The following is a 25,026-nucleotide window of genomic DNA, read 5'->3' on the forward strand; positions in this document are numbered from 1 at the left end:
CTATGAATCTTACAAAAGTCAACAAAAATGTATATAATACGTATATAAATTTTTTATTGCTACCAATATGTATGCTTTAGGTAGGCTAACCTGTTTGACACATTCGATACCAGAAGATATATTAATAAAATAGTGAGATTATGCCGTCTGGCGTTGTGGTTACGAATAACTTACCGTCGCTTGTGGCTTATTTGCTGCGGTTTCGATTTTATTTCAGGACAGGAGGTACATAAGGATGCCCAATGAAGGAAGCGTCTCTCCCAAAGAACGGGTAAATATCGTTTATAGGCCAGCCACGGGAGATGTACAGGAAGAGGTAGAACTGCCCCTTAAACTTATGGTTGTCGGGGATTTCACGCTGCGCAAGGATGACAGAATGCTGGAGAACCGCGAGGCTATCAGCGTGGACAAGGATAACTTCGACAAGGTGATGCAGAGCCAGGGGCTTTCGCTGTAGATGCAGGTACCGGACAAGCTCTCCGGCACCCCCGATGCCATGCTCTCGGCCGACCTTAAATTTAACACGCTCAAGGATTTCGGCCCCGACGCTTTGGTGGAGATGGTGCCCGAGCTCGCTAAGCTGATGCAGCTGCGCGAGGCGCTCAAGGCGCTTAAGGGGCCGTTGTCCAACATTCCCAATTTCCGCAAAAAGCTGCAGGATCTTGTAAACGACGAAAAGACTCGCGAAGCCCTGCTTCAGGAGCTGGGCATCGACGGAGAGCAGGAGAAGTAAAATGGCAGACGAACAGAGAGAAACTATGGAACAGCAGGCGGAGGCTCCCTCGTCGAGTTTGCTTGACGAAATCATAGAGGCGTCCAAAATCAAGCCGACCGACGAAGGTTACGCCGTAACCCGCGCCGGCCTGCAGGAATTTATCCGCGAGATAGCGTCGAGCGGCTCTTCGCCGAAAGTTACGGGTGCGCTGGTCGATGCGATGATCGTCGAGCTGGACAAGAAGCTTTCAGATCAGGTCAACGAGATAATGCACAACAACCAGTTCCGTGAGCTGGAATCGTCCTGGCGTTCGCTGAAATTCCTTGTGGATAACGTTGATTTCCGGCAGAATACCAAAGTGGAGATCATCAATGTTTCCAAGCAAGACCTGCTTGACGACTTTGAGGATTCCCCGGAGGTTGTTAAGTCTGGTCTTTACAAACATATATACACGGCTGAGTTTGGTCAGTTCGGCGGCCAGCCCGTTGGAGCCATCGTCTCCAATTACACCTTTGGCCCAGGACCGCAGGATATGGAGCTGCTCCGCAATGTGGCGAGCGTGTCGGCCATGTCGCACGTGCCATTCATCGCCGCCGCTGGACGTGAATTTTTTGGCATTGATTCGTGGGGTGAGCTGCCAAACCTGAAGGATCTCCACTCCATCTTTGAGATGCCACAGTATGCGAAATGGCGTTCGCTCCGCGCGAACGAAGACAGCCGCTATCTTGGGCTGACCCTGCCGCGCTTCTTGCTGCGGCTGCCATATGGCGAAGATACAACTCCGGCGAAGAGCTTCAGTTTTACCGAGGCTGTACCGGACAACGACGACTTCTGCTGGGGCAACACGTCCTTCGCACTAGCTTCGCGGCTGGCGGATAGCTTTGCAAAGTATCGCTGGTGCAGTAACATTATCGGTCCTCAAAGTGGCGGTGCGGTGCAGAACCTCCCACTCTACCAGTTTGAGCAGAGGGGCGAGATACAGACCAAAATACCAACAGAAGTGCTTATCTCTGAACGGCGTGAATACGAGCTTGCCGAGGAAGGCTTCATTGCACTGACCATGCGCAAGGGCTCCGACAACGCAGCGTTCTTCTCCGCCAATTCCGTGCTTAAGGCCAAGGTGTTCCCGAACACCCCGGAGGGCAAAGCGGCGGAGACTAATTATAAACTCTCGACTCAGCTGCCTTACATGATGATTATGAACCGCCTGGCTCACTACATCAAGGTAATACAGCGTGAGAATATCGGCAGCTGGAAGGAACGTGCCGACATCGAACGAGAGCTCAACGTCTGGATAAGCCAGTACGTTACGGAGATGGACAATCCCGACGCTATAACCCGCAGCAAGCGCCCGCTGCGCATGGCGAATGTTGCGGTCAGCGAAGTGCCTGGAGATCCTGGGTGGTATTCCGTCAACCTGCTGGTCCGTCCGCACTTCAAGTATATGGGCGCGAACTTTACGCTCTCTCTTGTAGGTAAACTGGACAAACAATAATAACGGTTCAGCCTAAAGAAAGGAGAAATATAAATGGCACTTACTTCGTATATGAAAATTAAAGGAAAAAGCCAGGGTGACATTAAAGGCGACTGCGAGCAGGGTGGCGACAAGAAGGATTCCATCCTTGTCTATGCCACGGAGCACAAGGTTGAAATTCCCAAAGACACCCATACGGGGCTTCCTACGGGGCAGAGAATACACCACCCCTATAAGATAATTATGGCTAAGAGCCAGGCTTCGCCGAAGCTGTACAAAGCCTGCTGCACCGGCGAGCAGCTTAACGTAACGCTTGATTACTATCGTATCAAGTCTGACGGCGTCGAGGAAAAATACTTCACCGTCAAAATGGAGAACGCCATTGTGGTGGAGATTAACCAGGTCACACCACTCTCGTTCCTGCCCGAAAGCAAGCCCTTCCACGATATGGAAGATGTGCGGTTCACCTATTCGAAGATCACTTGGACCTACAACGACGGTAATATTGAATATACCGACGACTGGAAAAAGTAAATACCGCTTAGCCTGGTAGGTCGAAGTATCGTCAATGAGGCAGGGAGAGGCAGAAAAAATAGATGTCTCGCTCTGCCTTGTTTGTTTTTATGAAATTTTCAGGCCGCGCCTAGCGGCAAAAGGAGGTACATATGTCCACAGGAGTAGACATTGCCGCGCTTTTTGAAAAATGCAACGACTTTATCACCGTAGCCCTTAATAACGCCGCTGGCAGCGCCGTCAGGCGAGGGCACTATGAGGTTTCAATAGAACATCTGTTGTTGGCCTGCCTGAACGAAGAGCAGAGCGACATCCCGATGGCGCTCGCCGCATTTGGAGCAGAGACCGCCAAAGTCCAGCGCGCGCTGAACGCCGCAGTCGATGAATTCAGAAGCGGAAACGGAGGCCGCCCCGTATTCTCTCCGCTGCTGATCGAACTCATGGAGGCTTCGTGGATGGTGGCGTCGGTCGATCTCAATCTCAGCCAGATTCGTTCCGGTGCGATATTGCTTACTTTTCTGCGTAAGCCGGCCGTTTATGCCCAAGGGGACTATGTCCGTGAATTTTCCGCGATCAACCGCGAAAACCTGCTTAAGGACTTTGCAAAAATCGCGCGCGAATCTAAGGAAACTTCCGTAGTTCTGCCGCAGGGGCCTGCCTCGCGTCAGGGAGTTGTGTCTGGCGGCGACGGCGAAAGCTTTATCGCAAAATTTTGCGACGACTTTACCGCCAAGGCGAAGGCCGGAAAGATAGATCCCGTATTCGGACGCGACGCAGAGATTCGGCAGATGGTGGATATCCTGGCTCGCCGGCGCAAAAACAACCCTATCCTTGTCGGAGAACCAGGAGTCGGAAAAACAGCGGTTCTTGAAGGTCTGGCGCTGCGCATCATACAGGACGACATACCGGACACTCTGAAAGGTTCGGTTCTGCTCTCTCTCGATATGGGGCTTCTTGAGGCCGGGGCGAGCGTCAAGGGAGAATTTGAGCGCAGGCTTAAGGGTGTGCTGGACGAGATCAAGGCCAGTGAGAAACCCGTCATACTGTTCATAGACGAAGCTCATATGCTGGTAGGCGCGGGCGGTCAGGCCGGCGGCTCAGATGCCGCCAACCTGATGAAGCCGGCTCTCGCGCGCGGCGAAATCAAGACCTGCGCCGCGACTACGTGGAAAGAGTACAAAAAATATTTTGAAAAAGATGCGGCGCTTGCGCGTCGTTTCCAGCTAGTCAAGCTTGACGAGCCATCACCGCATACCGCGGCGCTGATACTGCGTGGAATACGCGCCGGATATGAGAAAGCGCACGGAGTCCTTATACGCGACGACGCCATTGAGGCCGCCGCCGCTCTTTCCGCGCGTTACATCGGCGGACGCTTTCTGCCCGACAAGGCCATCGACCTGCTGGACACCGCGTGCGCGCGCGTCAAGGTCAGCCTCTCATCCAAGCCCGCTCCGCTGGAGGACGCCGAACGCGCTCGCCAAGCCGCAGAACGCGAGCTGGATGGACTTCGCCGCGACTGCACCAACGGTGTTGAAGTGGACGGGAAACGCATAGAGGAATTGACAGGAAGGATTGAAGCGTTAACGGCGGAAGAGGGCCGCCTCAAATCCCAGTGGGAAGAGGAAAAAAAATCCGCCGAAGAATATATCGCCTGCCGCGGCGCGATGCTCAGCGCCTCAAGTATGTGGCAGCCGGAGAGTCCGGATGCAGAAACGCAGAACGGGGCCGATACGAACTCGGGAGATAAAGCGAAAAAAGACGAAGAATCTCTTCGCCTTGCTTTCGCCAAGGCGAAGGAGCGCTACGAATCGCTGCACGATGAAGGACGTCTTGTCCATGTGGAAGTTACTGCCGAAGTTGTCGCCCAGGTCGTCTCAGATTGGACCGGAATCCCGACCGGCCGTATGGCCAGCCAGCAGGCCGCCGTCGCGCAGGATCTTGACCGGCTGCTTGGAGAGCGCATCAAGGGACAGTCTCCGGCGCTTCGCATCATTGCGAGCACAGTGCAGGCGTCGACGGCGGGGCTGAGGTCTCCCGACCAGCCGCTCGGAGTGTTCCTGCTGGTCGGCCCCTCCGGCGTCGGCAAGACGGAGACGGGGCTGGCCCTTGCGGAACTGCTGTTCGGCAACAGCCGCAGCGTCATCACCGTCAACATGAGCGAGTTCCAGGAAAAACACACCGTCTCGCGCCTTATAGGCTCGCCGCCGGGCTACGTAGGCTACGGCGAGGGCGGCATGCTGACGGAGGCCGTCAGGCGCCAGCCCTATTCCGTGGTGCTGCTGGACGAATGCGAAAAGGCCCATATCGATGTTATGAACCTTTTCTATCAGGTCTTTGACAAGGGTATTCTCACAGACGGAGAAGGCAAAGAGGTCAGCTTCAAAAACACCATTATCATGCTAACCTCAAATCTTGCATCGGAAACTATCCAGAACATGACCGCGGGAGCCGTCGATGTAGATGAAGATAATCTCTTAGAGTCTATTCGTCCTGAGCTGTCGCACCATTTCCGTCCGGCGCTGCTGGCGAGAATGACGATAGTGCCTTACCGCAGCCTTGGAGAGGACGCGATGAAACTGATTGCCGGAGCGAAACTAGCCGCCGTCGCTAAACGTCTTAAGACAAACAGCGGTGTAGAGCTTACAGTTGCGCCGGAGGTGGCTGACCTTATCGTATCGCGCTGCACTGAAACCGAGACTGGCGCGCGCAACATTGAGACCATCCTGGCAAGGTCTATACTGCCCAAGCTTGCGCACTGCCTGCTTGAACGGATGTCCGGCGGTGAAATGCCGCCCAGGGCGGAACTCTGCGTCGGCGGCGACGGATCTTTCACGCTGTGCTTCTCTGACGATGCTGCGGCGGGCGAATTTGCGGAGCCTAAGGACGAGAACGCTGCCGCTCCCTCTGAGCCGAGGACAGAGGAGTAATCGCGAGGCCGTTCCGGTAAAAAATTTTCAAGCGTAAGAGAGAGCCGCCTGTGTCTTTAATACCGACTCAGGCGGCTCTCTGCCGCTTTTTTTGTTCAAATGGTAAAAGAGGTATGCGCGCTTTGCAGGCTGGCCGCCGTCAGTTCCATCCAAGCACGGCGGAGGGCCTGATTCCCGCGAGCTTTTCGCGTACCTGCTCCGCGCCCGCGGAGTCGCCGGCAAGGTCGAGGGCGCGGCAGGCTGCCAGCATGGCCTCAACCGCAAGGTCCGGTTCCAGCTTCGCCAAATCATCCCTCTCTATCTCCTGCAGCATAGCCTTGGCAAGCCCGGCAGCGGTTTTGGTTTCGCGCTGCGAGCAGAGTATTCGGAGTTCTTCGGAGCACAGCCGCATATTTCCCACCGCGGACGGGCCGTGCGCCTCTTCGAGCCTTTTAAGCGCCCCTGCGGCGTCGCCGCCTGAGAGAAGTTCGCGCGCCTCCGCCATGGCCGTTTCCGTCCTTCCTGTTCCGGCCGTGCCGCCATGCGGCGAATTTTGAGACGAACCTTTCGCCGCAATTTCTTCGAGCCATGAACGCGTCTGCGGCGAAACGAAGGGGACGCCGCCGTCGTAGCTGAGCGCAGTCAGACCCGGAAGCCGCTTGAGAAAGGCCGATGTTTCACCTCTTAAGCGCGACCTTGCCTCGCTGAATACCGGTCCTAGAATGGCAAGGGCTTCGTCCGCCATGCGCTGTAAATCAATATACAGTGGAAAAGATGGAAAAAGATCGTCTGCGGCGAGCGCAGCCTTGAGCCAATTCTGACCAGAAAGGAGCCTTTCTACGGCTGCGATTCTATCTATGTCGGGAGGAGGTATCATCGTCTGCCCCGAGCCGTCCGCAGGCGGCAGCGCTGTAATCCTGCTCCACAGCGCGGCACGTGGAAGCTGCCAGGCGAGATAGTTGGCAGGGTCCTCGGCGCGGAGCGCGAATGCGTAGGCGCGTGCAGCATCCACGAAGGCAGACTGCAGCGATGCCGCATCCTGCCCCAACGATGCCTGGGCCGCCGGGCGCGGCGTTTCGCTGGTTGTCGTCTCTCGCCGCTCTTCCGTCACGCTTTTTTGCGGCTCCGGTTCTGGCTCAGGCTGCGTTTTCTCTGGCAGAATAGGAATAGCGCGGACCGCTTCGGCCACGTCGCGAAGCGGCTGCGCGTCTTCCATCAAGCTCCCTAACAATTCGTCCAATTCACCGGCGGTTTGAAGCACCAAAGCGGACAGTGCTGCCGTTATTGGCTGCTGGTCCTCTTTTTTCAATAGCTCCAGCGCCTGCTCGTGCCACCATTCATAGGCGTTGATACGGCGGCGGAGTTTTGCCTTGGGCGGAAAGGCCTCTTCCCAGAAGTTGGCGCATAGGTCCCGCAGCAGCTTCAGCCCATCCAAAAGGCCCTGCATCCCCTCCGTCTGTTGGAGCGCCACTGCCATATAGGCGGCGACAGAGATGTCTTTCGATTTGCCGGCTAAAATCGCCGATGCGTTGTCAATAACAGCCTGCCATGAGATAGGCTTACCGCGGTTGACGGAGGAAAGCTTGGCTATCTCTTCCGTCAGCGCTTCATATTCTGGTTCGTACTTAGCGTCGATACCGGCTGGCGAATCAGCGCTGATCGGCAAAACTCCAAGCGCGGATATATCCATTATCTCTTCCTCGGCATTCTTGGGGGGTCTCCGGACGCGCCGCATCAAATGGAGCCGCGTTTCGGCGGATAATTCAATATTATGTTGCTCAGAAATTTTTGTCAAGCAGGATTGCCTATGCGGCTGTTCAGGGAGGAAAAACTATAAGTAAAAATTTGATTTTTATTGTTATTTTATTAGAATTATTTGCAACAAAACATATTTTATGTATAATAACAATTATAAAGTTATTTTTATTAGCCTTATAGCGTTATGTTTTCATCGGAGGTTTATGCCTCCAGAAAAGAGGCGGCTGTGAACAGATACTTTCAAGAACAATTGAGAATGCTCCACGAAGGTGCTCGGGAATTTGCGCGCAAATATCCCGCAGTTGCGCCGATGCTGCTCGAACAGGGTGGGGATCCTGATGCCGAGCGCATACTGGAGGGTACGGCTTATCTGTGCGCTAAGATACACGAACGTCTGGATCAGACTGCGCCGGAGCTGATACAGACGCTGCTTCGCGAAGTTTTCCCCGAGTCAGTAATGCCGGTGCCTTCTATGGCGGTGATGCGTTTCGCGCTAAGTCCTGGGTTTACAGAACCGATGCTCGTAAAACGCGGCACACAACTCGCATCGAGGCCAGTCGGCGGGGTTTCGTGCCTTTACAGTACAATGTGGGATCTTACAGTGCTGCCATTGACCGTAGTCTCTACTGAAAGCGAGACGCACAGCGATATGTCGGGGACTGTCACAGTAACTCTTCAAAGCGCTGCGCCGCTTGAGAAATTTTTGCCGGACCGGCTGGATTTCCATCTTACCGGCTCATACTCTATGGCCTCTCAGCGCCTTCTGGTTTTACTGACGCGGCTGCAATCAGTAACAGTGAGCGCCGGCTCCTCGTCCGTCGATCTGCCAGCCGGGGCGCTTTCTATTCTGCGCCCGTCTCTGGAAGACCTTCGTCTTCCAGAAGGACAGGTTAATAACCGCGGCTACATATCGATGATTCGTTATTTCTGCTGTCCCGACCATCTTACGGCTTTCAGCCTTTCAGGGCTGAAGAGGCTGGCGCTGTCGGATTCGGCGTGGGAGCTGCGGCTGACCTTCCGCTTCGGAGCGGCTGTGACGCCGCTGCCGCATTTTTCAGATGGCTCGTTCGCCGTCAATACAATTCCGGCGAGCAATGTCTTTCAGGCTCATTCGGAGCCTATCCGTGTCGACTATAGCCGTGAAGAATATCGGATCTATCCGCATGTCAAAGAAAGGCAATACGTCGATATTCTCGGCGTCACCGGCGTGGCGGCCATTCACCGAGGCGGACGGACAGAGAGGTGCCGCCCCTATGGTTTTTACAACGAATCTGGCGGCGGGATGATCTACAGCGTTTGATATACGATGCCGGAGGAAGGCTCCGTTCCTGAACACTATTTTTCCATACTGCGCCGTCCTGATTCAAACGAGGGCTTCGACGAGTGCGTCGTCTCCATGGATCTTATCTGCTGTAACCGCGGGCTGCCTGACAGGCTGCTTCAGGGTGATATATGTCTGCCTACGGACAGGTCGCCGTCTAAAGTTGTATTTGAAAATGTCACCGCCCCTTCGGAGATGCTGTCGCCGCCCACCAACGAGAGCCTTCAGTGGCGTTTCCTCGCGCAGATGAATGCCAACCTTTTGCCGGTGGCCTCTGCCAAAGCGCTGCAGCAGACTCTTTCGCTCTACGCTCCGCGCGGCAGCGACGCTCCGGAGCTTGCCGTAGCCTGCGCCAAACGCTGTCAGGCGGTGCGGGCCTTTTCGTCCTGCGACGAAGAGCGTCTTTTTCACGGGCGTGTGCTGCGCGGCAGACGGCTGATGCTTGAACTTGAGCCGTCCGGCTTTGTCTCGCTGGGAGACCTTTGGCTTTTTGCGGACTCTCTGGATCAGTTCCTTGCGGAGTTTGCCGTGATCAATACCTACACGAGGCTTGTGCTTACTGTCTCGGGAACTGACGAAAGATGGGAATGGGTACCGAGACTCGGGACAAAACAGTTGATATAGAGCGCCTGCTGCTCACTGAGCCGCTGCGTTTCACGATGACCCAGGCCCTATGGCTGCTGGGTTTTCTTAACGCGGATACCGCGGAGGGCGTTGACCTCTTTACGAGGCGGAACCTGCATGTCGTGCCGTGGCTCTCTCTGGCCTTTCCGCCTGGCGAAGTGGTCTCAGTCGAGCGTACAGAAACGAAAAGTAAGCCCATTTTTCGTGTGACTGTGCCATATTATGGGCTTTACAGCACTATGGGGGCGCTTCCGACCTTCTACACCGAAGAGCTGTTTGACGAAGCGCGGGAAGATGAGAGTATCTCGCGCGATTTCCTTGATATTATTAACAATCACCTTTACCATCTGCTCTACGCCGCGAACAGACACGGCGACATAGTGCGCCGCACGGTGGAGAGCGCCAATCATTCCGCCGAGTTTGTCCAGTACAGCCTTATGGGGCAGGCGGAGGATATGCTTCGTGACTCCGAGCTGCCGGCCATCGCCATCGTAGATCTGATTGCCCAGAGGCCTCGTTCTGCCATACGGCTGGAACGTTATCTGGCCTTTACTCTCGGACATGGCGGCGTAGAGATCGAGCAGTGTGTGGAGCGCCGCGCACCAGTGCCGCCCTCTCAGCGTTGCCGACTGGGCGTAGGCGGCTGTCGTATCGGCGACGACGCCGTTCTCGGCGTCGACATTGCGGACAGCACAAGCAAATTTCGTATCCATCTTCACAACGAGAAGCCTGAAGATATGGAAAAGTTTCTTCCGGCCCGCCGCGGGTATCTGACCTTTCGCAGCCGCGTTGAGCGGTTTATGGATTCGCCGCAGGAGTTTGATTTGGTGCTGCATCCGGACGGCGGCACTCCGCCGCCGGCAGCTTTGGGCGCGGGGGCGAAGATAGGATTCTTCCTTGGCGCGAAGGCACTTCAGCCGGTGAGGATTTCGTGGAAGAAGAATTGCATTTGATAGAAAGTTCGAGAGTTGGTGACGGTTATGAAAACTGAGATACCAGATCTGCTGAGTCTGACCTTTCAGCCGCTGTATATGGACGGTAAGCTCTTCATGGGCTTTACCGCAGGTTTTGCCTTTGACCTCGCGGCAGGGCGGCCAATCGAACCGACGGCCGCATTCGCGGCTGCTATGCGGAACCTTGCTCCCGGAGATTGTCTTAACATGGGCGTCCCAAAGACGGAGGCGGAGTGGCTGCTGGCAGGCTCTGTTTTCGCTCCGGGCGGAGCACCGGCAAAGAACGCGCTTGTCACGGCGCAGATAGGCGAAAGCCGAAGGCGGCTGCTGGTCGAGAGCCGAGAATCCTTCTCATCCTTAGAACTGACGTGGCAGTCTACATGGGGCTGTGACGCCGAGAATCCTGACGGTCTCCGCCCCGGTAAGAGTGAAAGACCGCCGGTGACCGACGAATCACTGCCTTTTGGAGCCCCGGCATGCATGGGGCCGCGTGGGGTTTGGCCATGCCGCATGGGGCGGATGGGAACATACGACAGCCGGTGGCTGAGGAAAAACTGGCCCGGAGTCCCCGATGACTTCGACTGGGGATTCTATAATCTTTCCCAACCGCAGCAGCGGCTCCCGAAAGGGCTGAATGGCGGTGAGAATATAACGCTGTGCAATTTGAACGGAAGCTTCCCAAAAATTGAGACGGAAGTCCCCGGCGTAACGATATATTTTCAATTCGAAACGAAAGAACGCGCTTTCCGAAAATCGCCGCTGCCCGACACGCTGTGGCTCTTTCCCGGTGAAATGACGGGGCTCCTCCTGTGGCACACCGTCGCGGAATGCGGTGATGAGGCTGGAGCCGGCATAGATAAAGTTACGCTGACGCTTGATGGCGCGGAGACGGCGGATGACGCTGCCAGAGTTCACGTAGGCGTGGAAAATCCAGAAATACCGGTGCCGAAAGCCGCGAAGGAAGCCGCCGGTGCGGCGGCGGTTTTCGCAGCCGTAGGCGGCGCGGCTGCCGCGGGAGCCGCTGAGATACCACAAAACGAAGTCGGTGCCGGAGCAGGCAATACCGAAAGGCCGGCTGGTGAGGATAGGAAAAAAGATACTCCAGCCGCAGAGCTAATATCGGAAAACACAGAGAAAAAACTGCCTCAAGCTGCAGAAATTGAGGCCGACATGCTCAAAGAACTGGACTCGTCGCTTCCGGAGATAAACGAAGCGTTTATAAACGCAGGCCTGCCGCCGATGACTGAAGCCCAGGTGGCAGAGACGAGGGAAAGAATCAGCCTGATGTCAAAAAAACTGGCTGAAATTCAGGCACAGGTCGCCGCGGCGAAACCTCTGACTCTTGAGGAATCGCTGAAAAAGGCGGGAATAGCGGACAGTCAGATCAAGGCCGTCCAAAAGGCGTTGGATATTCCAATCCCGAGTACTGACGATTTCTCGGATAAGTCGGCGTGGACGGCAGCTTGGGACTCTTACGCCGATGAGTTCGGCGCGGCGATAGGGGCCGACGACAAAATAATATCAAGCATGAAAAATATCCTCTCGTCCGTCCCCGTGGGCGAGGCGGCGGAAAAAAGTGCAGGCTTATCTTCGTCTGAATGTACCGCCCAGCTGATTAAGGTTGGGATGGAACCGGCTGCCGCTGCGCGCTTCGTCGCGGCGCTGGATGAAGACGTACCGACCGACCCTCAGGAGCTTCTGCTCTACGCCGCAAAAGTGGAACGGGCCGCCGGTTTCCCCGCAGGCTCCATGCAGGAGCGTATCGCCGCCGTCCAAAACAAGATGGCGGAGTTAGGCGTATTGCCGCAGGGCGAACTTGCGGCAAACGTACCGGCTGCGGCTAATATTCCGGAGGCTCCCGCGCAGAGCGCCGGGGAGGTTTTCGCCGGCATAAAAGACGACGTTCCGAAGGAGCCCGTGAAGATGACGGAGGATGTCCCTCTTTCAAAGGACTCCGTATCCGAGCTTATCGCCGGCGGCGGCTCTCTGGCTGGGGCGAAGCTTGACGGCTTAGACCTTTCGGGAATGGACCTATCGGGACAGACTCTGAAGGGGACCTCGTTTATTAACGCGAAGCTTATCGGCGCCCGTTTCGACGGCGCAGACCTTACAGGGGCTGCGCTGACGGCTGCGGAGCTGGGCAGCGCCTCTTTTGTAAGGGCCGACCTCAGCGGCGCCGACCTCTCGTCCGCCCGCATTGCGGACGGCGATTTTTCCGATGCGCTGCTCGTCGGGGCGAATATCTTCGGCGCGTCCCTATTAGGGGCGAATATATCAAACGCCAGAGCGCAGGGGCTCTCCGCGTCGGGAGCCGATCTAAGCCGCGCCCGCATAAACGGGAGCGATTTCAGCGGCGCGGATTTTTCCGGGGCGAACTTCAGCGGGGCCGACTTCCACAACTCTTCGGCAGACGGCGCGAACTTTGCAAAAGCCGACCTCAGCAAATCAACATTCTGCTGGGGATCGCGCGCGCGCGGATGTAATTTTTCCGGCGCTGAACTCTCTGGGGCGAACTGGACCAGCTCGGAGCTGAGCGGCTCCGACTTCTCCGGCGTAACGGCGCGCGGCGCTTCATTTACCGACAGCGATCTCTCGTCGTCGCGCTGGGACGGGGCTGACGCGCGCGGTGGCGATTTCTCCCGCAGCGTCGTCGAAGGTGCCTCGATGCGCGGCATCGACCTTTTCCGCGGTTCTCTGAGAGAAGCCCGCGCATCGGGAACCGACCTTTCGCGCAGCAACCTCTTTGGAGCTGATCTCTGCCGGTTGTTTACCGACGGCCACACAGATCTGAGCGGCGCAGATTGCGGACAGACCATCATAGAGGCGAGGGAGGGACGGTAAAGCGATGGCGGAAGAGAAAGAGACTATGGAGCTTGATGAAGTCCTGACCTCAGATACGATTCAGAATATGGACTTTTCCCGCAGCGATGGACTTTGCAGGCGTTCCTTTGCTCGACGGATACTCTCCGGATGCCTTTTCGACGGAGCGGCGGTTTCTGGAGCCGATTTCACAGGCTGCCATATAGAGGGGTGCTCATTCCGCGGCGCTGATCTGAGCGACTGCTCTTTTGAAGAAACGGAGCTTGTCGGCTGTGATTTTTCCGGCGCGATTCTGACGGGCGCACAGTTTATCCGCGCAAAATTCCTGCGTGTCACGCTGGACGGTGCGGATATGACGAAGACCCTGTTCCAGAATGGAGAACTTTTGGAATGCAGCTGGGTTGGAGCCGTCATTCGCGAGGCCGTTTTTATGGATATGGCCTCCACTCTGCCGGACTGGCAGGGGACCGACGCTGAAAAGGTCCTTTGTGCAGGATGCTCACTCGACGGCATGAAACTGACGAAAGCCCGCGGCTCGATGATGGTGCTCCAGCAGTGCAGCTGCCGTAAAATCACAGCAGAAGAATGCGATCTTTCCCAGATAGTCGCAATGGGCACAGACTTTTCGGAATCTAAGTTTCTGCGCTGCCGTCTTGCACTGGGCGGTTTTATCGGCAGCAATATGACTCGGTGTTCGTTTTCGGGCTCTGACCTTTCGTGCGCGCACCTTTCGGGTTCCGTGCTCGCCTTGGCCGACCTCTCAGGCGTTTCACTGGAGAAGGCCAACTTGACGGGCTCCGATCTAACTTACGCGGATCTTTCGCGCGCCTGCCTGAAGATGGCGGATCTGTCTCATGCGAGGGTGACGCACGCGCGTTTCGACGGAGCCGACCTTACGGCCGCGAACGGCCACGATGTGTGTTTCAGCGAAGCTTCACTATCGGGGGCCGTAACGGCGGGGCTCCGCGGCACGGACGAACGGCTGCTAAAAGCTGAAAATTTTACGAAAAAAAATAAATGACAAACGGCGAAAGATTGCTTTTTACAAAACCGCTGTTTAGAGAAAGGGGATCGAAAAATGGCATACGCGCTTCCCGTGGAAGAACCAGGAGGGACACTTGACAAAGGCACTGTGATGGGCGTGCAGGGAACGGCGCTGTTGGTGATGACGAGCCAGGGCGTCGTACGCGCCGGGCGGGCCGCCGGGTGCCTTCTGGCCCCGCGCGCCGGAGACGGCGTGCTGACAGCCTTTCTTCCGAACGGAGAGGCATGGGTGACCTGCGTCCTGACACGCACAGACGGTGAAGCGGAGATAGAGCTTCCTGATAAAACGACTTTGAGGGGCCGCGAACTGTCGGTGGAGAGCGAGAGTACAAGAATTGTCTCACATTCCATATCCATGAAAGGTACGGTCTTATCTTTGGGCGGAGGCCTTCTTTTGCAGGGATTCGCCGCCGTACAGACAGCGGCGTGCCGTGTGGGGGAACGGATTTCCAGAAAGAGCGGATGTTACGGGGAGCTGTCCGAGCAGACTGACGGGCTGGATGAACGCAGGGCTGGCCGGATGCGCATAGAAAGCGAGAGCAGCTATCGCCTCCGCGCAGAGAACGCCGACGTGCGGGCACAGGCGATGCTCGATCTCGACGCGGAACGCATCAAGGTAGGCTAGGATGTTTGCGCTGACGCTGCAGGGAGGGACCTGCATGAGCTCCGCGCCGGACGTATGTAAGACGCCTGTTCCGCCCGGAGAGACAGTACCCGTGCCATACGTGAACATTTTTATGTGCAACATGGTGCTGCCGAATACGGCCTGTACCAAAGTATTTATCGCTGGCGCTCTGGCGCTCACGGTAAAATCGCAGACGGCCATATCCAACGGCGACGAGCCCGGCGTCGTAGGAGGCGTGGCCTCCTCGAAGTTTATCGGCAAGGGGGAATTCCTCCGCGGCTCTATGAAAGTGACGCTCGAAGGCGCCGCCGCCGTATCGCAGGGCGCAATGACGAAACACAACGACAGCAACACAGTCGGTCTCTGTAACGCAGCAGCGCAGGCTAAAGTGGATGTCGCGTAGGCTGACGGGGCTTTTTCTGGTCTTTTTCATTATATTGGCGGGGCTGATGATCTCACCATCCGGCTGCGAGGCTGCAAAGAAAAAACCGGCTCCGCCGCCGGACGGTGCGCTGAAACCCTCCGAGGTTGTTTGGAGCCAGGAGAAGGACGGGCTGTCGGTCTCTATCGAAGCTTCGGAAGATTTGAACTACGCCTATGGTTCGCCGTTTGGGCTCACATTATGCCTGTATCAGCTCTCGGACTTGGCGAAATTTACCGCGCTGGCCTCCACCTTCGCCGGAATCGACAAACTGCTTGGAGGGGAGATCGACCAGCTTGGCGGCGCGGCCCTGATGAGTCAGGTTGTGCGTCTCCAGCCTGGCGAAAAAATATCTAAGAGCTTCGACCGTATGGAGGGGGCCAAATATTTTGCCGTCGCGGCGGGCTACGCGCACGGTGATCCGACGGGCTGTTCAGCATATGTTCAATTTCCTGTGAATAGCACCGTCATTAAACTGAAGCACCGTAAAACCGCAACATACTATACAGCCGGGATCATCGCAGCCAAAGTTTCCTGCAATGCGAAGGCTGTAACCGTCACTGGAGGTGAAGGTGAATATGAACAATAATCCTGTCTTTTGGGAGCACGGCGTTTTTTTGCAGCCGCAGCATTTTCAACTCGAATATATCCAGAACATTCGGCGCGCAGCGGCGGCGATGGCTCTGCTGAATCCCTATCTATGGGGGGTACGCCGTCTGGAAGTGAACGAGAACGCCGTATCTAATGGGATATTTGAGATTGTATCAATGGAACTGCTCCTGCCGTCCGGTGAATGGGTCTCGTTCCCAGGCAACGCGTGGCTTCCGCCGCGTACCTTCGGGCGCGCGTGGACAAACCCGGAAGCGCCGCTGACCGTTTACGCTGGAATTGCAGAGTTTAGAGAGAGCGGCGGCAACGTCGTCAGGGCATCGTCGCCTGAGGAGGCCCCCGAGAACTTCCGCTACGCCGCGCCCTCTGAGCCGGACAGTGTGCCGGATTACTACTGCGGCGAACCGGATATGGACGTATCTACGCTCCGCTACAATATGCGGCTCTGTTTCGGTGAAGAAGAGGGCGGCGCACTTTGGAAAATTCCTCTGGCCCGTCTGGTGCGTGACGGGGAACGTGTGCGCATTGACGAACGCATGGCACCGCCCTGTGTGGATATCGCCGCCGTGCCGGCGCTGTACCGCATAGTACATGATGTATCCGACACCTTGCTATCGCGTAACCGTCATCTCGACGATTATAAAATCGTCGGCAGCGACGGGAACTGGCAAGGCATTCAAAGCCATGGGGCCATGCTCATCGCCATACTCGGACTGCTCGGACGGAGCATTCCAGACCTGGACCGTTGGCTGAGCGCCCCGAACGCTCATCCGTGGGAGGTCTACGGCAGCCTGTGCCGCCTTGCCGGCGAACTTTCTGTATTCGCGCAGGATCTTTCGCCGCTTGGTGAGACGAGGCAGGGCGGACGCATAATCCCACCTTACGACCATATGGATCTTTACGGCTGCTTCAGAGCCGTATCGCGTGTGATCATGCGGCTGGTAGACACGCTTGTGATGGGGCCCCAGTTCATCTTTGATCTCGAGCAGGCAGGGACGCCTGGCATATACTCCGCGGTGATGCCGCGAAACGCGCTCCTGGCGGGGAACTTTGACTACTGGCTCCTGCTGCGTTCTTCGGATGTAAAAGAGCTGACCGCGGTCAGCGCGCTCAGCAAACTTGCTCCGACGTCGGAGATGTCCGACGTCGTGACCCAGGCGCTGCCGGGCATCAGAATGCGCCGCAGCGAACAGCCGCCTCTCGGGCTGCCTCGCCGCGGCGACACGCTTTACTTCCGCATAGATTCCAACGACCCGCTCTGGCGCAGACTGGAACAGGATGGGGAAATATCATATATACTGCCCGGAGCGCCGGAAGACCTGCGTGTCCAGGTGACTGTGGTCGAGAGGTGAGACCATGAAAAACCTGTGTGAACGCTTTACACCGCTGATGGCTGAGACGCTCTGCTGTGCGGGGGTTCCCGAAGAATTTGGAACTCCGCTCGCAGACGTGAATGACCGTTTGGTTAGGCTTGCGGACCAGGAACGTGTTATGGCGGCTGGCTGCGGTCCCGATCTTTCCGGGACTATGCGCCGTGAACTGGAGGCGGCTCGTTTCGCCGTTACGGCATGGGCCGACGAGCAGATGCTGAGTTCTCCGCGTCCAGATGCAGCTTTATGGTCGGCGATGAGCCTTCAGTTTCATTATTTCGCCACCTCCGAGGCCGGAAGGCTTTTTTATCAGGAGCTGGGAAAATGCCTTGACACATACGGCGTTCCGCGGCGAGTCAGAGTCCAGCCCTCAGATGCCGAAAGCCGCGGCGGTGAGGATGAAGAAAATCTGCTTCTGGAAGCCGAAGCGCGGACGGAACAGGAAAGCTGGCGTATACTCGACCTCGCGGAACGGATAGACAGGGCTGCCGCCGTGCGTACGGACGAGGACAAAGAAGAGGCAGAGGCCCTGTGCGTATTTGCCCTCTGCCTGCTGTACGGCTTTCGCGGCGCTCTATACAACGACCCCGCTCTTCTGGGGCGCGTCCGTAAGTCGTGCCGCGCCCTCTTCGACCGTTTTCCCGCCGCGCCCATTCCTCCGGCGCGGCGCAGGCCGAAAAATGTGCTTGCGGCGGTGGAGCGCGTCTCCTTTGTGGCGCTGCCGGTTCTGATATGTATCTTGTTCGCCCTTTACTGCGGCGGGGTTCTTGCCAACGTGCCGTTTCATGGCGGCTTATGACGGTACTGGGAAGAGGGGATGCTTAGATGAATTTTCTTACAAAAACATTAAAATATCTGCTGATTCTGCTGCTCCTGCTGATACTGTTGGCGGCCCTGACGGTTCTTTCGTGGTACGAGGGATGGCCGATGTTTACCGGCGCGGCGGTTCTTGGCGGAATAGCGGCTCTTTATATTACCGGACGCGGGCTTCTGGCCCTCTGGCGCTGGAGAAATAAGCGCGCCTTTGTATCTAAAATGATGAGCGAACAGCGGACCGCGGAAGTGCCTGAGGAAGTTAACGCTGCGGTCAAAAACGCATGGGAACAGGGAATGGCGTGCGTGCTCGGCTCGCCATCGCGCTTCAGCCGCAGGCTCCGCAGCAGTCAGCCGTGGTTCCTTGTGCTGGAAGATGGAGAGCGGGAGTCGTCGCCCTTTGATTCCTTCGGGCGCAGATTGCCGGAAGGCAGCTCTCCGCTCTACTGGCATTTTCTTCCGTCCTGCGTCGTGCTGCGCCTTCGCGGCTCAGTGGGCGACGGCGGTAAGACGTGGGAAAGTGAGCTGGAAGAGTTTCTCGGCGCGCGCCGCCGCTCGGCTCCGCTCCGCGGTATCGTGCTGAAGCTGCGCTTTTCTGCGATTGAGGAGATGAGCGAGTCGGAGCTGGGCGATCTTGGCCAGAGGCTCCGCACGCGCGTCAACCAGATCATGCTCACAGCCAACGCCATGTATCCCGTCTACATCCTTATCGAAGAGATTGAAAGCCTGCCGGGCATGAGCGCCCTGCTGACGCAGTACCTGCCGGAGACGGAGGGGCTCCTCGGCGGCTGGGCCGAGTCGTGGCCGGGCAAGTGGGCGGCGGAGAGTGCCGCCGCAAGGCTTGAGGAACTTATACTTGACGGGGCTGCCGAAGGCACGCCGCCGCACGGCGATATGCTGGCGGCGCTGGGTCGTCTGAAAGCCGCTGCCCCTAAACTAGACATATTGGCGGACGCCATATCGCGCGAACTTTCCCATCAGGTCAACCCTGAGATCGTCGGGATATACTTCTGCTCCTCCTGTCCCGTCGGACGCGGCCCGCGCAGACGTCCGGCCTTCGTCGGAGAATTTATTTCGCGCATACTGCCGGCCGCGCCGCTTCCGCAGCCCTTCAGCGGGATACCGGTAGGCGCTGGCGGCAAGATGGCGCTCATGGCGGGGTGGCTTCTGCTGACCTTCTCCGTCTGCGGGCTTCTGGCCGCCAACACTATATATCAATACAGAATACTCTCCCAGGACCCGCATTTTGCCGAGAGCCATAAAAAACTCATGGGGCTCGACAATATGCGCGGGACGCTTCCCGCCGATTACTCAAAGCTATACTCCGAGATGAACTATATCCTGGAGCTTGAGAGCGCGCACAGCTCATGGTACCTGCCGAAAATGGGCGAGGACATGCTTGGACGCGCCCTTACCGGAGTCAGGCACAAATACGTGCGGGACGTAAACAGACAGATACTAAGGCCGATGATCGACCAGTTCCGCGATATACTTGCCTCTCCCGCGACCGAGAAAACGCGCGGGCAGAATATGGACCTTGCAGTAGAACTATCGTGGCTCACATCCGCTCTGTCGGACCGCATCGAAGAGGCGCACGGCATCGCCGTGCTGGAGCGTGACGAAGATGATGTCTCAGAGACATTCCCGCTGACGGAGCTCAACGGGGGAGAGTGGACGCCGGTTACCGGGCAGCTTATCGTGAACGCGCTTCGCTGGATAGAGAGCGAAGAGGAACTCGCGCTTCTCTCCACGGAGATAAAATCCTTGCTCGTCCAGAGCTTCACGCGCAGAGGCAGCAACCTCTTGGAAGACCTGCGGGCGCAGCTCAATTCGTCGCACAGCGCGGAGAATGTCCGGCTGTCGCAGTTCTGGCCGCATATACCGATACAGAGTGAAGAGGACGTACAGGTGGAATACTGCTACACAACCGCCGGTATGGAGGAGCTCAACGATTCGATGAAGAACATTGAAAAAATCGCGGGGACTTCGGACGTTCTGAAAATGTATTTTGACAACTTCAGGGCGGACTACCTCCTGGACTATGCGCAGGCGTGGGAAAAATTTGCGCGGAGCTTCACCGCCTCCGGCCCGTCGCTCAGGTATGGCAACCTTGTCACATACCCCGGTTACGAGAGGATAACGAAAGTGACCGACTTGCCGCATGTCAAAGTCTACCAGAAGATAATGACCGAGACAGCGCCCCTGCGTGACAGTAAAATCAAACCCTCGTGGGTCTCCAGCATGGGGCAGGTAGACGCGGTTGTGAACTACGCCATCATCAGCCAGGAGAAAAATAAAAAGCCGAATCTGATGGAAATGTTCTCCGCCATGGAGACAAATCCCAATCTTATGAATCAGCTTCGTACAGGCGTAAAGAGCCAGACGAAAGTCAGCGACCTTGTAAAAGCCTCCGATTCGATGCGGTCGTTCTTTGCAAACTGTTCGTCGCTGCTGGGCGTCTTCTCTAATCCGAATTCCGCCCTTCTGCTCTGCACTGCGAAATATGGGCGCGCGAAAGGTGCGGAACCGCCGAAAGGATTGCCCTACGGCGCCGCTCTCAATGACTTCAAAGCGGCCTTCTCACTGATAGACGAAGAATGGTCGCCTGCGCGGGAAGTTCTCGGCGGTATCCTTGACTTCATCGCTGCGGAGGCCACTATCGAAACGGCGAAAGTACTGCAGCTCCGCTGGGAGGACGAGGTGGTAAACGCCCCCGCCGTGCGCAGCGGAAGCGGAGGCGGGGACGCGATATTCGGAGAAAAGGGGCTGGTTCCAGCCTTTGTGCAGGAAAACCTCGGTGCGCTCCTCTCCTACAGCGGCGGCGTGCTGGAGCCGTCGACGTGGGAGGGGATGCCGTTCCCATTCGACGAAAAATTCTTGGACGCGCTTGTGCAGGGTGAGACGGCGGCATCACAGCTGCTGCCTCCGCAGCAGAGAGAGTCTTACGGCGTGACTGTCAGCTCGCGGCCGCCGCTTGTCAATCCTGAGGTGAAGGCGCGTCCGAACATGATGACGCTGACGCTTGAGGGTGAAGACGGCCCGCAGCAGCTCCTGAATCAGAATTTCCCCAAGGAGGCGTCGTTCACCTACAGCCCTAAGAAATCTGGAAAGACCGTGCTTGTCATAAGCTTTGCGGACTTTGAACTCAGGCGCGAATATCACGGATTCAAGGAGTTTGTCCAGGACTTCCGTACGGGAGAGAAGACCTTCTATCCGAAAGACTTCCCCAACGCGGCCCCGCTGATGGTCACCTCTGGGATAAAAACGGTGAAAGTGCCCATCCTCGTCTCCAACACGGAGGGAATTTTCACAGATCCGAAGGTGGAGACGCGGAACTTCCCGTCTCTGCCGCACAACATAACAAGGCTGGTGACGAACTGATGAACTCGATGCGAACAATCTTCCGCTGTATGCTGCTGTTCTGGCTCGTCGCCGTCGCCGCGCTCGGCGTGGCGGTCTCGCGGAGCACCAGCACCACTTATATCGGAAACACGATGGCATTCCTATTCTCCCACGCGGGCGAGGATCATGCCGCTCTGATACAGCCGGAGCGCAGGCCGGTGCCCCGCAGCGAAGAGGGGCCGGCCGTGGCTGCGCCGCAGGAATGGGTGAAACTCAGCCGCGGCAAAACGGCTGGCGGCGGCATGCTGGGCGCGCCCGCGATAGAAGAACTTGAGGGCGGCGCGGTCGCCGTCGTCATGCCGCTTACGGGAACAGTCGGAGACGTTTCCTTTTACACGCCGACCAACGTCAGCGGCGCGGCCGTCGACATAATAGGCGAGTGGAGCAAGCCGCCATACCTGAAACGTCATATGAGTTCTGGCTGCCTCTCGCTCGTGCAGGCGGCGGGGCACAAAGGCTATCTGCGTGTCTCCGGCGTAGCCGCGAAGGGCATGGCCAAGATCGAGGCCAAAGCCGAACATTCTGCCGCCCGCGGCGCGGTGCGCGTAGTATTTTCGCCAGCCGGCGGCGGGAAGGGGAAATAGCGTTGTCCTCGATACGCTTCCTCGAAAGGCTGCGCACGATGCAGCACGGCCCTGAGCGCGGGGACTTCGGTGATCCGGCGCAGGTGCTGCGCTCCGTCATAGACTACGTGGGCAAGCTGCTCAATACGCGGCGCGGCAGCAGCGTCCTTGACGAAGCCTTCGGCATCCCGGACTTTACAAGTATTGGCGTGAACTACAGCCGGGACGACATGCCCCGCATCGAAAAAGAGATAGCAGAGTTCATCGAGCGCTGTGAACCGAGGCTTCGCAACGTAAAAGCCGCCTACGCTCCAGACCCGGGCGAACCATTCAGCGTCAACTTCACCCTAGACGCCGGGCTTGTGCTGACGGGGACGGAGACGCTGCCCGTCAAGCTCATGACGCGGATAAACCCTTCCGGCAAGGTGAGTGTCAGCGGATAGTTTCTAAGGCAGGAGCGCAAAAAAACAGGGAACGGAGCGGAGCGTTCGCGCTGCGGCGGCTTACAGGGCCGCCTCTGCCCATTCCGAGCCGAAAGGATTGTGGTACACGATGGCAAATAAATATACGGAACTGTTCTGTTTTGAGGCCGAGGGAATGCCGCAGGATACATTTCACGTCCTCAGCTTCCGCGGCACGGAGGGGCTGTCCAGCCTCTTTTCATTCGACATAGAACTTGTGAGCGAAAACCTCTCGGTGGACCTCGGCGCGCTGCTCTCAGGGAGCGCCAATCTGACGGTAAAGCGCGAGGGCGCGCCCGACGCGGTATTCGCCGGGCGTCCGGCGGCGGCGCGGCAGAACGGCCACTTTGAAAACCACGCCTACTACTCCGTGCAGCTCCGGCCGGCCTTCTGGAAATTCACGCAGCTCATCCAGAGCGCGATATTCCTCAACAAAAGCGCGCCGGACACCGTAGAGGAGATAATTGGCTCCGAACGCTTCTTCCCGCTCAAACATGAAATGCGCCTGACGCGCGGCGGCTATCCAAATCAGGAATTTGCCATGCAGCACGAAGAAAGCCTCTACGACTACATCACATGGCGCATAGAGCAGCAGGGGGCCTATTTCTACTTCGCACCGGACGGGGACACGGTGATATTCTCCGACTCCCCGCAGTCGCACGACGCTCCCTCCGGCACGATATACTATTCACCCGCGACTGGCCTTGAGGGCGACAGGCGCGGGGAAGTGGCCACCTCCTTCTCTCTCTGCCAGACGCCTCTGCCCGCGCGCGTCGTTGTGCGCAGCTACAGCTGGCAGAACCCGAACCTGCCCATCGTCGCGGAGGCTCCCGTCACGCCGGATGGCTTCGGAGATGTCTACCTCGCACACGAGCCGGCGGAGACCAAGGCCGATGCCGCGCGCATCGCGGAGATACGCGCGGAAGAGCTGCGCTGCCACAGCCGTATATTCACGGGTACAAGCGCGTCGCCGCTCATGCGCCCCGGCGCGCTCTTCACGCTGGACCGCCATTATAACGAAGCCTTCAACCGCGACTACATGGTGACGGAGGTCTCGCACGAGGGGGCGCAGGAGGCCTTCATCTCCCTCGGCCTCGGCATCCCGCTGCGCGGCGCCGCGGAACACCTCTTCTACCGGAACGAATTCCGCTGCATAGAGTCAGACGTGCCCTACCGTCCAGTGCGCAGGGCGCCGCGCGCCAAAATAACGGGAGTAATGCGCGCCTTCGTCGACGGAGCCGGAAGCGGCGCGCGCGCCGAGACGGACGAATACGGGAGATACAAACTGGTCTTTCCCTTCGACATATCGGGCAGAAGCGGCGGCAACGCCTCGTGCTGGATACGCATGTCCCAGCAGCAGGCGGGGCAGGACAGCGGGCTCGCGCTGCCGGTACAGCCCGGAACAGAGGCCCTTGTGGCCTTCGAGGAGGGAGACCCCGACCGCCCCTACATCTCCGGTGTCCTCTCAAACTGCGAGACAGGCTCCATCTACGGCTCCGGCAACCGGAACATATCCGGGCTCAGAACGGCCGGAGGAAATCAGATCACGATCAACGACGACGATAAAAAGCAGGGTATTTCCTTGCTGATGCCTACCGGCAACGGGCTGATGATGTCCGCCGGCTCGTCCGACGTTATCGTAAGCAAAAATGATTCAGATCTGAAGCTTTCATCTGCCTCTGTTACCGGATTTGCCGGAATCCTCCAGTCCTATCTCTGCGGCTTTCGGTCGTTAACATGCTCAACCACCGACTGGGGGACGTGTACGGCGTTGGGGGCTATGTTCGCCGCCGCTGGTACGTGCATCTCTAACTCATTATTATCGTTGAGCAAATCCAGTGCCTACCTCAAACCTGAGACGCCTACAACACCTACAACACCTGCAACGCCTGGTACGCCTGCAACACCTGGTACGCCTGCAACGCCTGGTACGCCTGCAACGCATGATGAGTCAGGGAAGACCAAGAAGCCTGATGAGTCCGAGAAGGCTGAGACGTCTGTTGTGTCTGAAGGTTGCGCGTGGGCCGCCGGCGGAATGAAAGACGTCACGCTTGCGCTTGACCTTTTCCTCCAGAGTTATGGCGCGGCCAACGCCGGTCTAACATCCTACGGCGTTGTGCTGACTGCAGATGAAAAAACATCCTCTTCGCTGATACAGGCAAAAGCCGGTGAGAAGGAGTTGGTGGCGCTGGTTCTGAGCATAATATCGCGAGCCGCGGGCTTTGGTTTGGATATGGGAACCGCCTTTAAGCTTAGCGACAAAGACGTCGTAAACAGGAACGATAAAAACAGAGTTGAAGACCAATATTTTGACAAAGATTTCAACATTGTCAGCAAGTCCGAGGCTCAGCGCAGCTACACAATCTCTTCGGCCGCCTCGCTTCTGCCCGAGCTCACAGCCCTTATCGTCATGTGTATCGCCAGCGGGAAACAGGAGAAGACACTCGGAGGCGTCCTCCTCTCTGCTCCCAAAGAGAATATAAATCTGACGGCGAAAACTAGAATATCGGCGCATGCCGACGGCAGTATCCTCTTCCACGCTGGCGAACCTAATGCGGACTATATTAAGCAGGAGGTCGAAGCGCAGAACGACCAAGCGCAGAACGACCAAGCGCAGAACGACCAAGCGCAGAA

At 57.3% G+C, this 25,026-nt stretch carries 16 protein-coding genes and 2 pseudogenes; 17 read left to right on the forward strand and 1 reads right to left on the reverse strand.

Going from position 1 to position 25,026, the window contains the following annotated elements:
• Positions 1-235 precede the first annotated feature (235 nt).
• The 4 genes and pseudogenes from tssB to tssH all read left to right on the forward strand — a co-directional run bounded on the left by tssB (position 236) and on the right by tssH (position 5,629).
• Positions 236-733: pseudogene (tssB, locus tag LIO98_RS12510) on the forward strand (type VI secretion system contractile sheath small subunit).
• Between the two features lie 25 nt (positions 734-758).
• Positions 759-2,210: a type VI secretion system contractile sheath large subunit gene (gene tssC, locus LIO98_RS12515; RefSeq protein ID WP_363304398.1), complete on the forward strand. Its 1,452-nt coding sequence runs from the start codon at positions 759-761 to the stop codon at positions 2,208-2,210.
• 33 nt (positions 2,211-2,243) lie between these two features.
• On the forward strand, positions 2,244-2,723 hold the full coding sequence (tssD, locus tag LIO98_RS12520) for a type VI secretion system tube protein TssD (protein ID WP_291957700.1): 480 nt from the start codon (positions 2,244-2,246) through the stop codon (positions 2,721-2,723).
• Between the two features lie 131 nt (positions 2,724-2,854).
• Positions 2,855-5,629, forward strand: a complete 2,775-nt coding sequence (tssH, locus tag LIO98_RS12525) for a type VI secretion system ATPase TssH (RefSeq protein WP_291957703.1) — start codon at positions 2,855-2,857, stop codon at positions 5,627-5,629.
• Positions 5,630-5,768: 139 nt separating this feature from the next.
• Here tssH and tssA read toward each other — a convergent pair whose 3' ends face one another.
• A complete protein-coding gene (gene tssA, locus LIO98_RS12530) occupies positions 5,769-7,298 on the reverse strand; it encodes a type VI secretion system protein TssA (RefSeq protein WP_291957706.1) in 1,530 nt (509 codons plus the stop codon).
• A gap of 324 nt (positions 7,299-7,622) precedes the next feature.
• On the opposite strand from tssA, the pseudogene tssF reads away from it, so the two are divergent.
• From tssF to tssI, 13 genes and pseudogenes are all read left to right on the forward strand, one after another.
• A pseudogene (tssF, locus tag LIO98_RS12535) lies at positions 7,623-9,311 on the forward strand (type VI secretion system baseplate subunit TssF).
• The gene (gene tssG / locus LIO98_RS12540; RefSeq protein ID WP_291957710.1) at positions 9,275-10,264 is read left to right on the forward strand and encodes a type VI secretion system baseplate subunit TssG; all 990 of its coding nucleotides are present in this window, start codon (positions 9,275-9,277) and stop codon (positions 10,262-10,264) included. Before tssF ends, tssG begins: the two are co-directional and overlap by 37 nt.
• Before the next feature lie 27 nt (positions 10,265-10,291).
• A complete protein-coding gene (locus tag LIO98_RS12545; protein WP_291957713.1) occupies positions 10,292-13,105 on the forward strand; it encodes a pentapeptide repeat-containing protein in 2,814 nt (937 codons plus the stop codon).
• A 4-nt stretch (positions 13,106-13,109) separates the two neighbouring features.
• Positions 13,110-14,105: a pentapeptide repeat-containing protein gene (locus LIO98_RS12550; RefSeq protein ID WP_291957716.1), complete on the forward strand. Its 996-nt coding sequence runs from the start codon at positions 13,110-13,112 to the stop codon at positions 14,103-14,105.
• Positions 14,106-14,162: 57 nt separating this feature from the next.
• Positions 14,163-14,753: a DUF3540 domain-containing protein gene (locus LIO98_RS12555; protein WP_291957719.1), complete on the forward strand. Its 591-nt coding sequence runs from the start codon at positions 14,163-14,165 to the stop codon at positions 14,751-14,753.
• A 1-nt stretch (position 14,754) separates the two neighbouring features.
• On the forward strand, positions 14,755-15,156 hold the full coding sequence (locus LIO98_RS12560; RefSeq protein WP_291957721.1) for a DUF4150 domain-containing protein: 402 nt from the start codon (positions 14,755-14,757) through the stop codon (positions 15,154-15,156).
• Positions 15,146-15,763, forward strand: coding sequence for a type VI secretion system lipoprotein TssJ (gene tssJ, locus LIO98_RS12565; RefSeq protein ID WP_291957726.1), 618 nt, complete (start codon positions 15,146-15,148; stop codon positions 15,761-15,763). The genes LIO98_RS12560 and tssJ overlap by 11 nt, the downstream gene beginning before the upstream one ends.
• Positions 15,753-17,135: a type VI secretion system baseplate subunit TssK gene (tssK, locus tag LIO98_RS12570; protein WP_291957729.1), complete on the forward strand. Its 1,383-nt coding sequence runs from the start codon at positions 15,753-15,755 to the stop codon at positions 17,133-17,135. The genes tssJ and tssK overlap by 11 nt, the downstream gene beginning before the upstream one ends.
• Before the next feature lie 4 nt (positions 17,136-17,139).
• Positions 17,140-17,952 carry a DotU family type IV/VI secretion system protein gene (locus LIO98_RS12575; RefSeq protein WP_291957731.1) on the forward strand — a complete coding sequence of 271 codons (813 nt, stop codon included), beginning with the start codon at positions 17,140-17,142 and terminating at the stop codon, positions 17,950-17,952.
• Between the two features lie 26 nt (positions 17,953-17,978).
• The gene (locus LIO98_RS12580; protein ID WP_291957734.1) at positions 17,979-21,347 is read left to right on the forward strand and encodes a type VI secretion protein IcmF/TssM N-terminal domain-containing protein; all 3,369 of its coding nucleotides are present in this window, start codon (positions 17,979-17,981) and stop codon (positions 21,345-21,347) included.
• A complete protein-coding gene (locus tag LIO98_RS12585; protein ID WP_291957736.1) occupies positions 21,347-21,952 on the forward strand; it encodes a hypothetical protein in 606 nt (201 codons plus the stop codon). Before LIO98_RS12580 ends, LIO98_RS12585 begins: the two co-directional genes overlap by 1 nt.
• 2 nt (positions 21,953-21,954) lie before the next feature.
• Entirely contained in the window at positions 21,955-22,374 is a 420-nt protein-coding gene (gene tssE / locus LIO98_RS12590; RefSeq protein ID WP_291957739.1) for a type VI secretion system baseplate subunit TssE, read from the forward strand.
• 109 nt (positions 22,375-22,483) lie between these two features.
• Positions 22,484-25,026, forward strand: a 2,543-nt coding sequence (gene tssI / locus LIO98_RS12595) for a type VI secretion system tip protein TssI/VgrG (RefSeq protein WP_291957741.1), incomplete at its 3' end; no start/stop codon positions are given.

The organism is Cloacibacillus sp. (assembly GCF_020860125.1).
Classification (GTDB): domain Bacteria; phylum Synergistota; class Synergistia; order Synergistales; family Synergistaceae; genus Cloacibacillus.

What these genes read in the sequence shown, in the direction of transcription:
- tssC (WP_363304398.1), top strand. Translation starts at nt 759, where the DNA reads ATGGAACAGCAGGCGGAGGCTCCCTCGTCGAGTTTGCTTGACGAAATC.
- tssD (WP_291957700.1), top strand. Translation starts at nt 2,244, where the DNA reads ATGGCACTTACTTCGTATATGAAAATTAAAGGAAAAAGCCAGGGTGAC.
- tssH (WP_291957703.1), top strand. Translation starts at nt 2,855, where the DNA reads ATGTCCACAGGAGTAGACATTGCCGCGCTTTTTGAAAAATGCAACGAC.
- tssA (WP_291957706.1), bottom strand. Translation starts at nt 7,298, where the DNA reads ATGGATATATCCGCGCTTGGAGTTTTGCCGATCAGCGCTGATTCGCCA.
- tssG (WP_291957710.1), top strand. Translation starts at nt 9,275, where the DNA reads ATGGGTACCGAGACTCGGGACAAAACAGTTGATATAGAGCGCCTGCTG.
- LIO98_RS12545 (WP_291957713.1), top strand. Translation starts at nt 10,292, where the DNA reads ATGAAAACTGAGATACCAGATCTGCTGAGTCTGACCTTTCAGCCGCTG.
- LIO98_RS12550 (WP_291957716.1), top strand. Translation starts at nt 13,110, where the DNA reads ATGGCGGAAGAGAAAGAGACTATGGAGCTTGATGAAGTCCTGACCTCA.
- LIO98_RS12555 (WP_291957719.1), top strand. Translation starts at nt 14,163, where the DNA reads ATGGCATACGCGCTTCCCGTGGAAGAACCAGGAGGGACACTTGACAAA.
- LIO98_RS12560 (WP_291957721.1), top strand. Translation starts at nt 14,755, where the DNA reads ATGTTTGCGCTGACGCTGCAGGGAGGGACCTGCATGAGCTCCGCGCCG.
- tssJ (WP_291957726.1), top strand. Translation starts at nt 15,146, where the DNA reads ATGTCGCGTAGGCTGACGGGGCTTTTTCTGGTCTTTTTCATTATATTG.
- tssK (WP_291957729.1), top strand. Translation starts at nt 15,753, where the DNA reads ATGAACAATAATCCTGTCTTTTGGGAGCACGGCGTTTTTTTGCAGCCG.
- LIO98_RS12575 (WP_291957731.1), top strand. Translation starts at nt 17,140, where the DNA reads ATGAAAAACCTGTGTGAACGCTTTACACCGCTGATGGCTGAGACGCTC.
- LIO98_RS12580 (WP_291957734.1), top strand. Translation starts at nt 17,979, where the DNA reads ATGAATTTTCTTACAAAAACATTAAAATATCTGCTGATTCTGCTGCTC.
- LIO98_RS12585 (WP_291957736.1), top strand. Translation starts at nt 21,347, where the DNA reads ATGAACTCGATGCGAACAATCTTCCGCTGTATGCTGCTGTTCTGGCTC.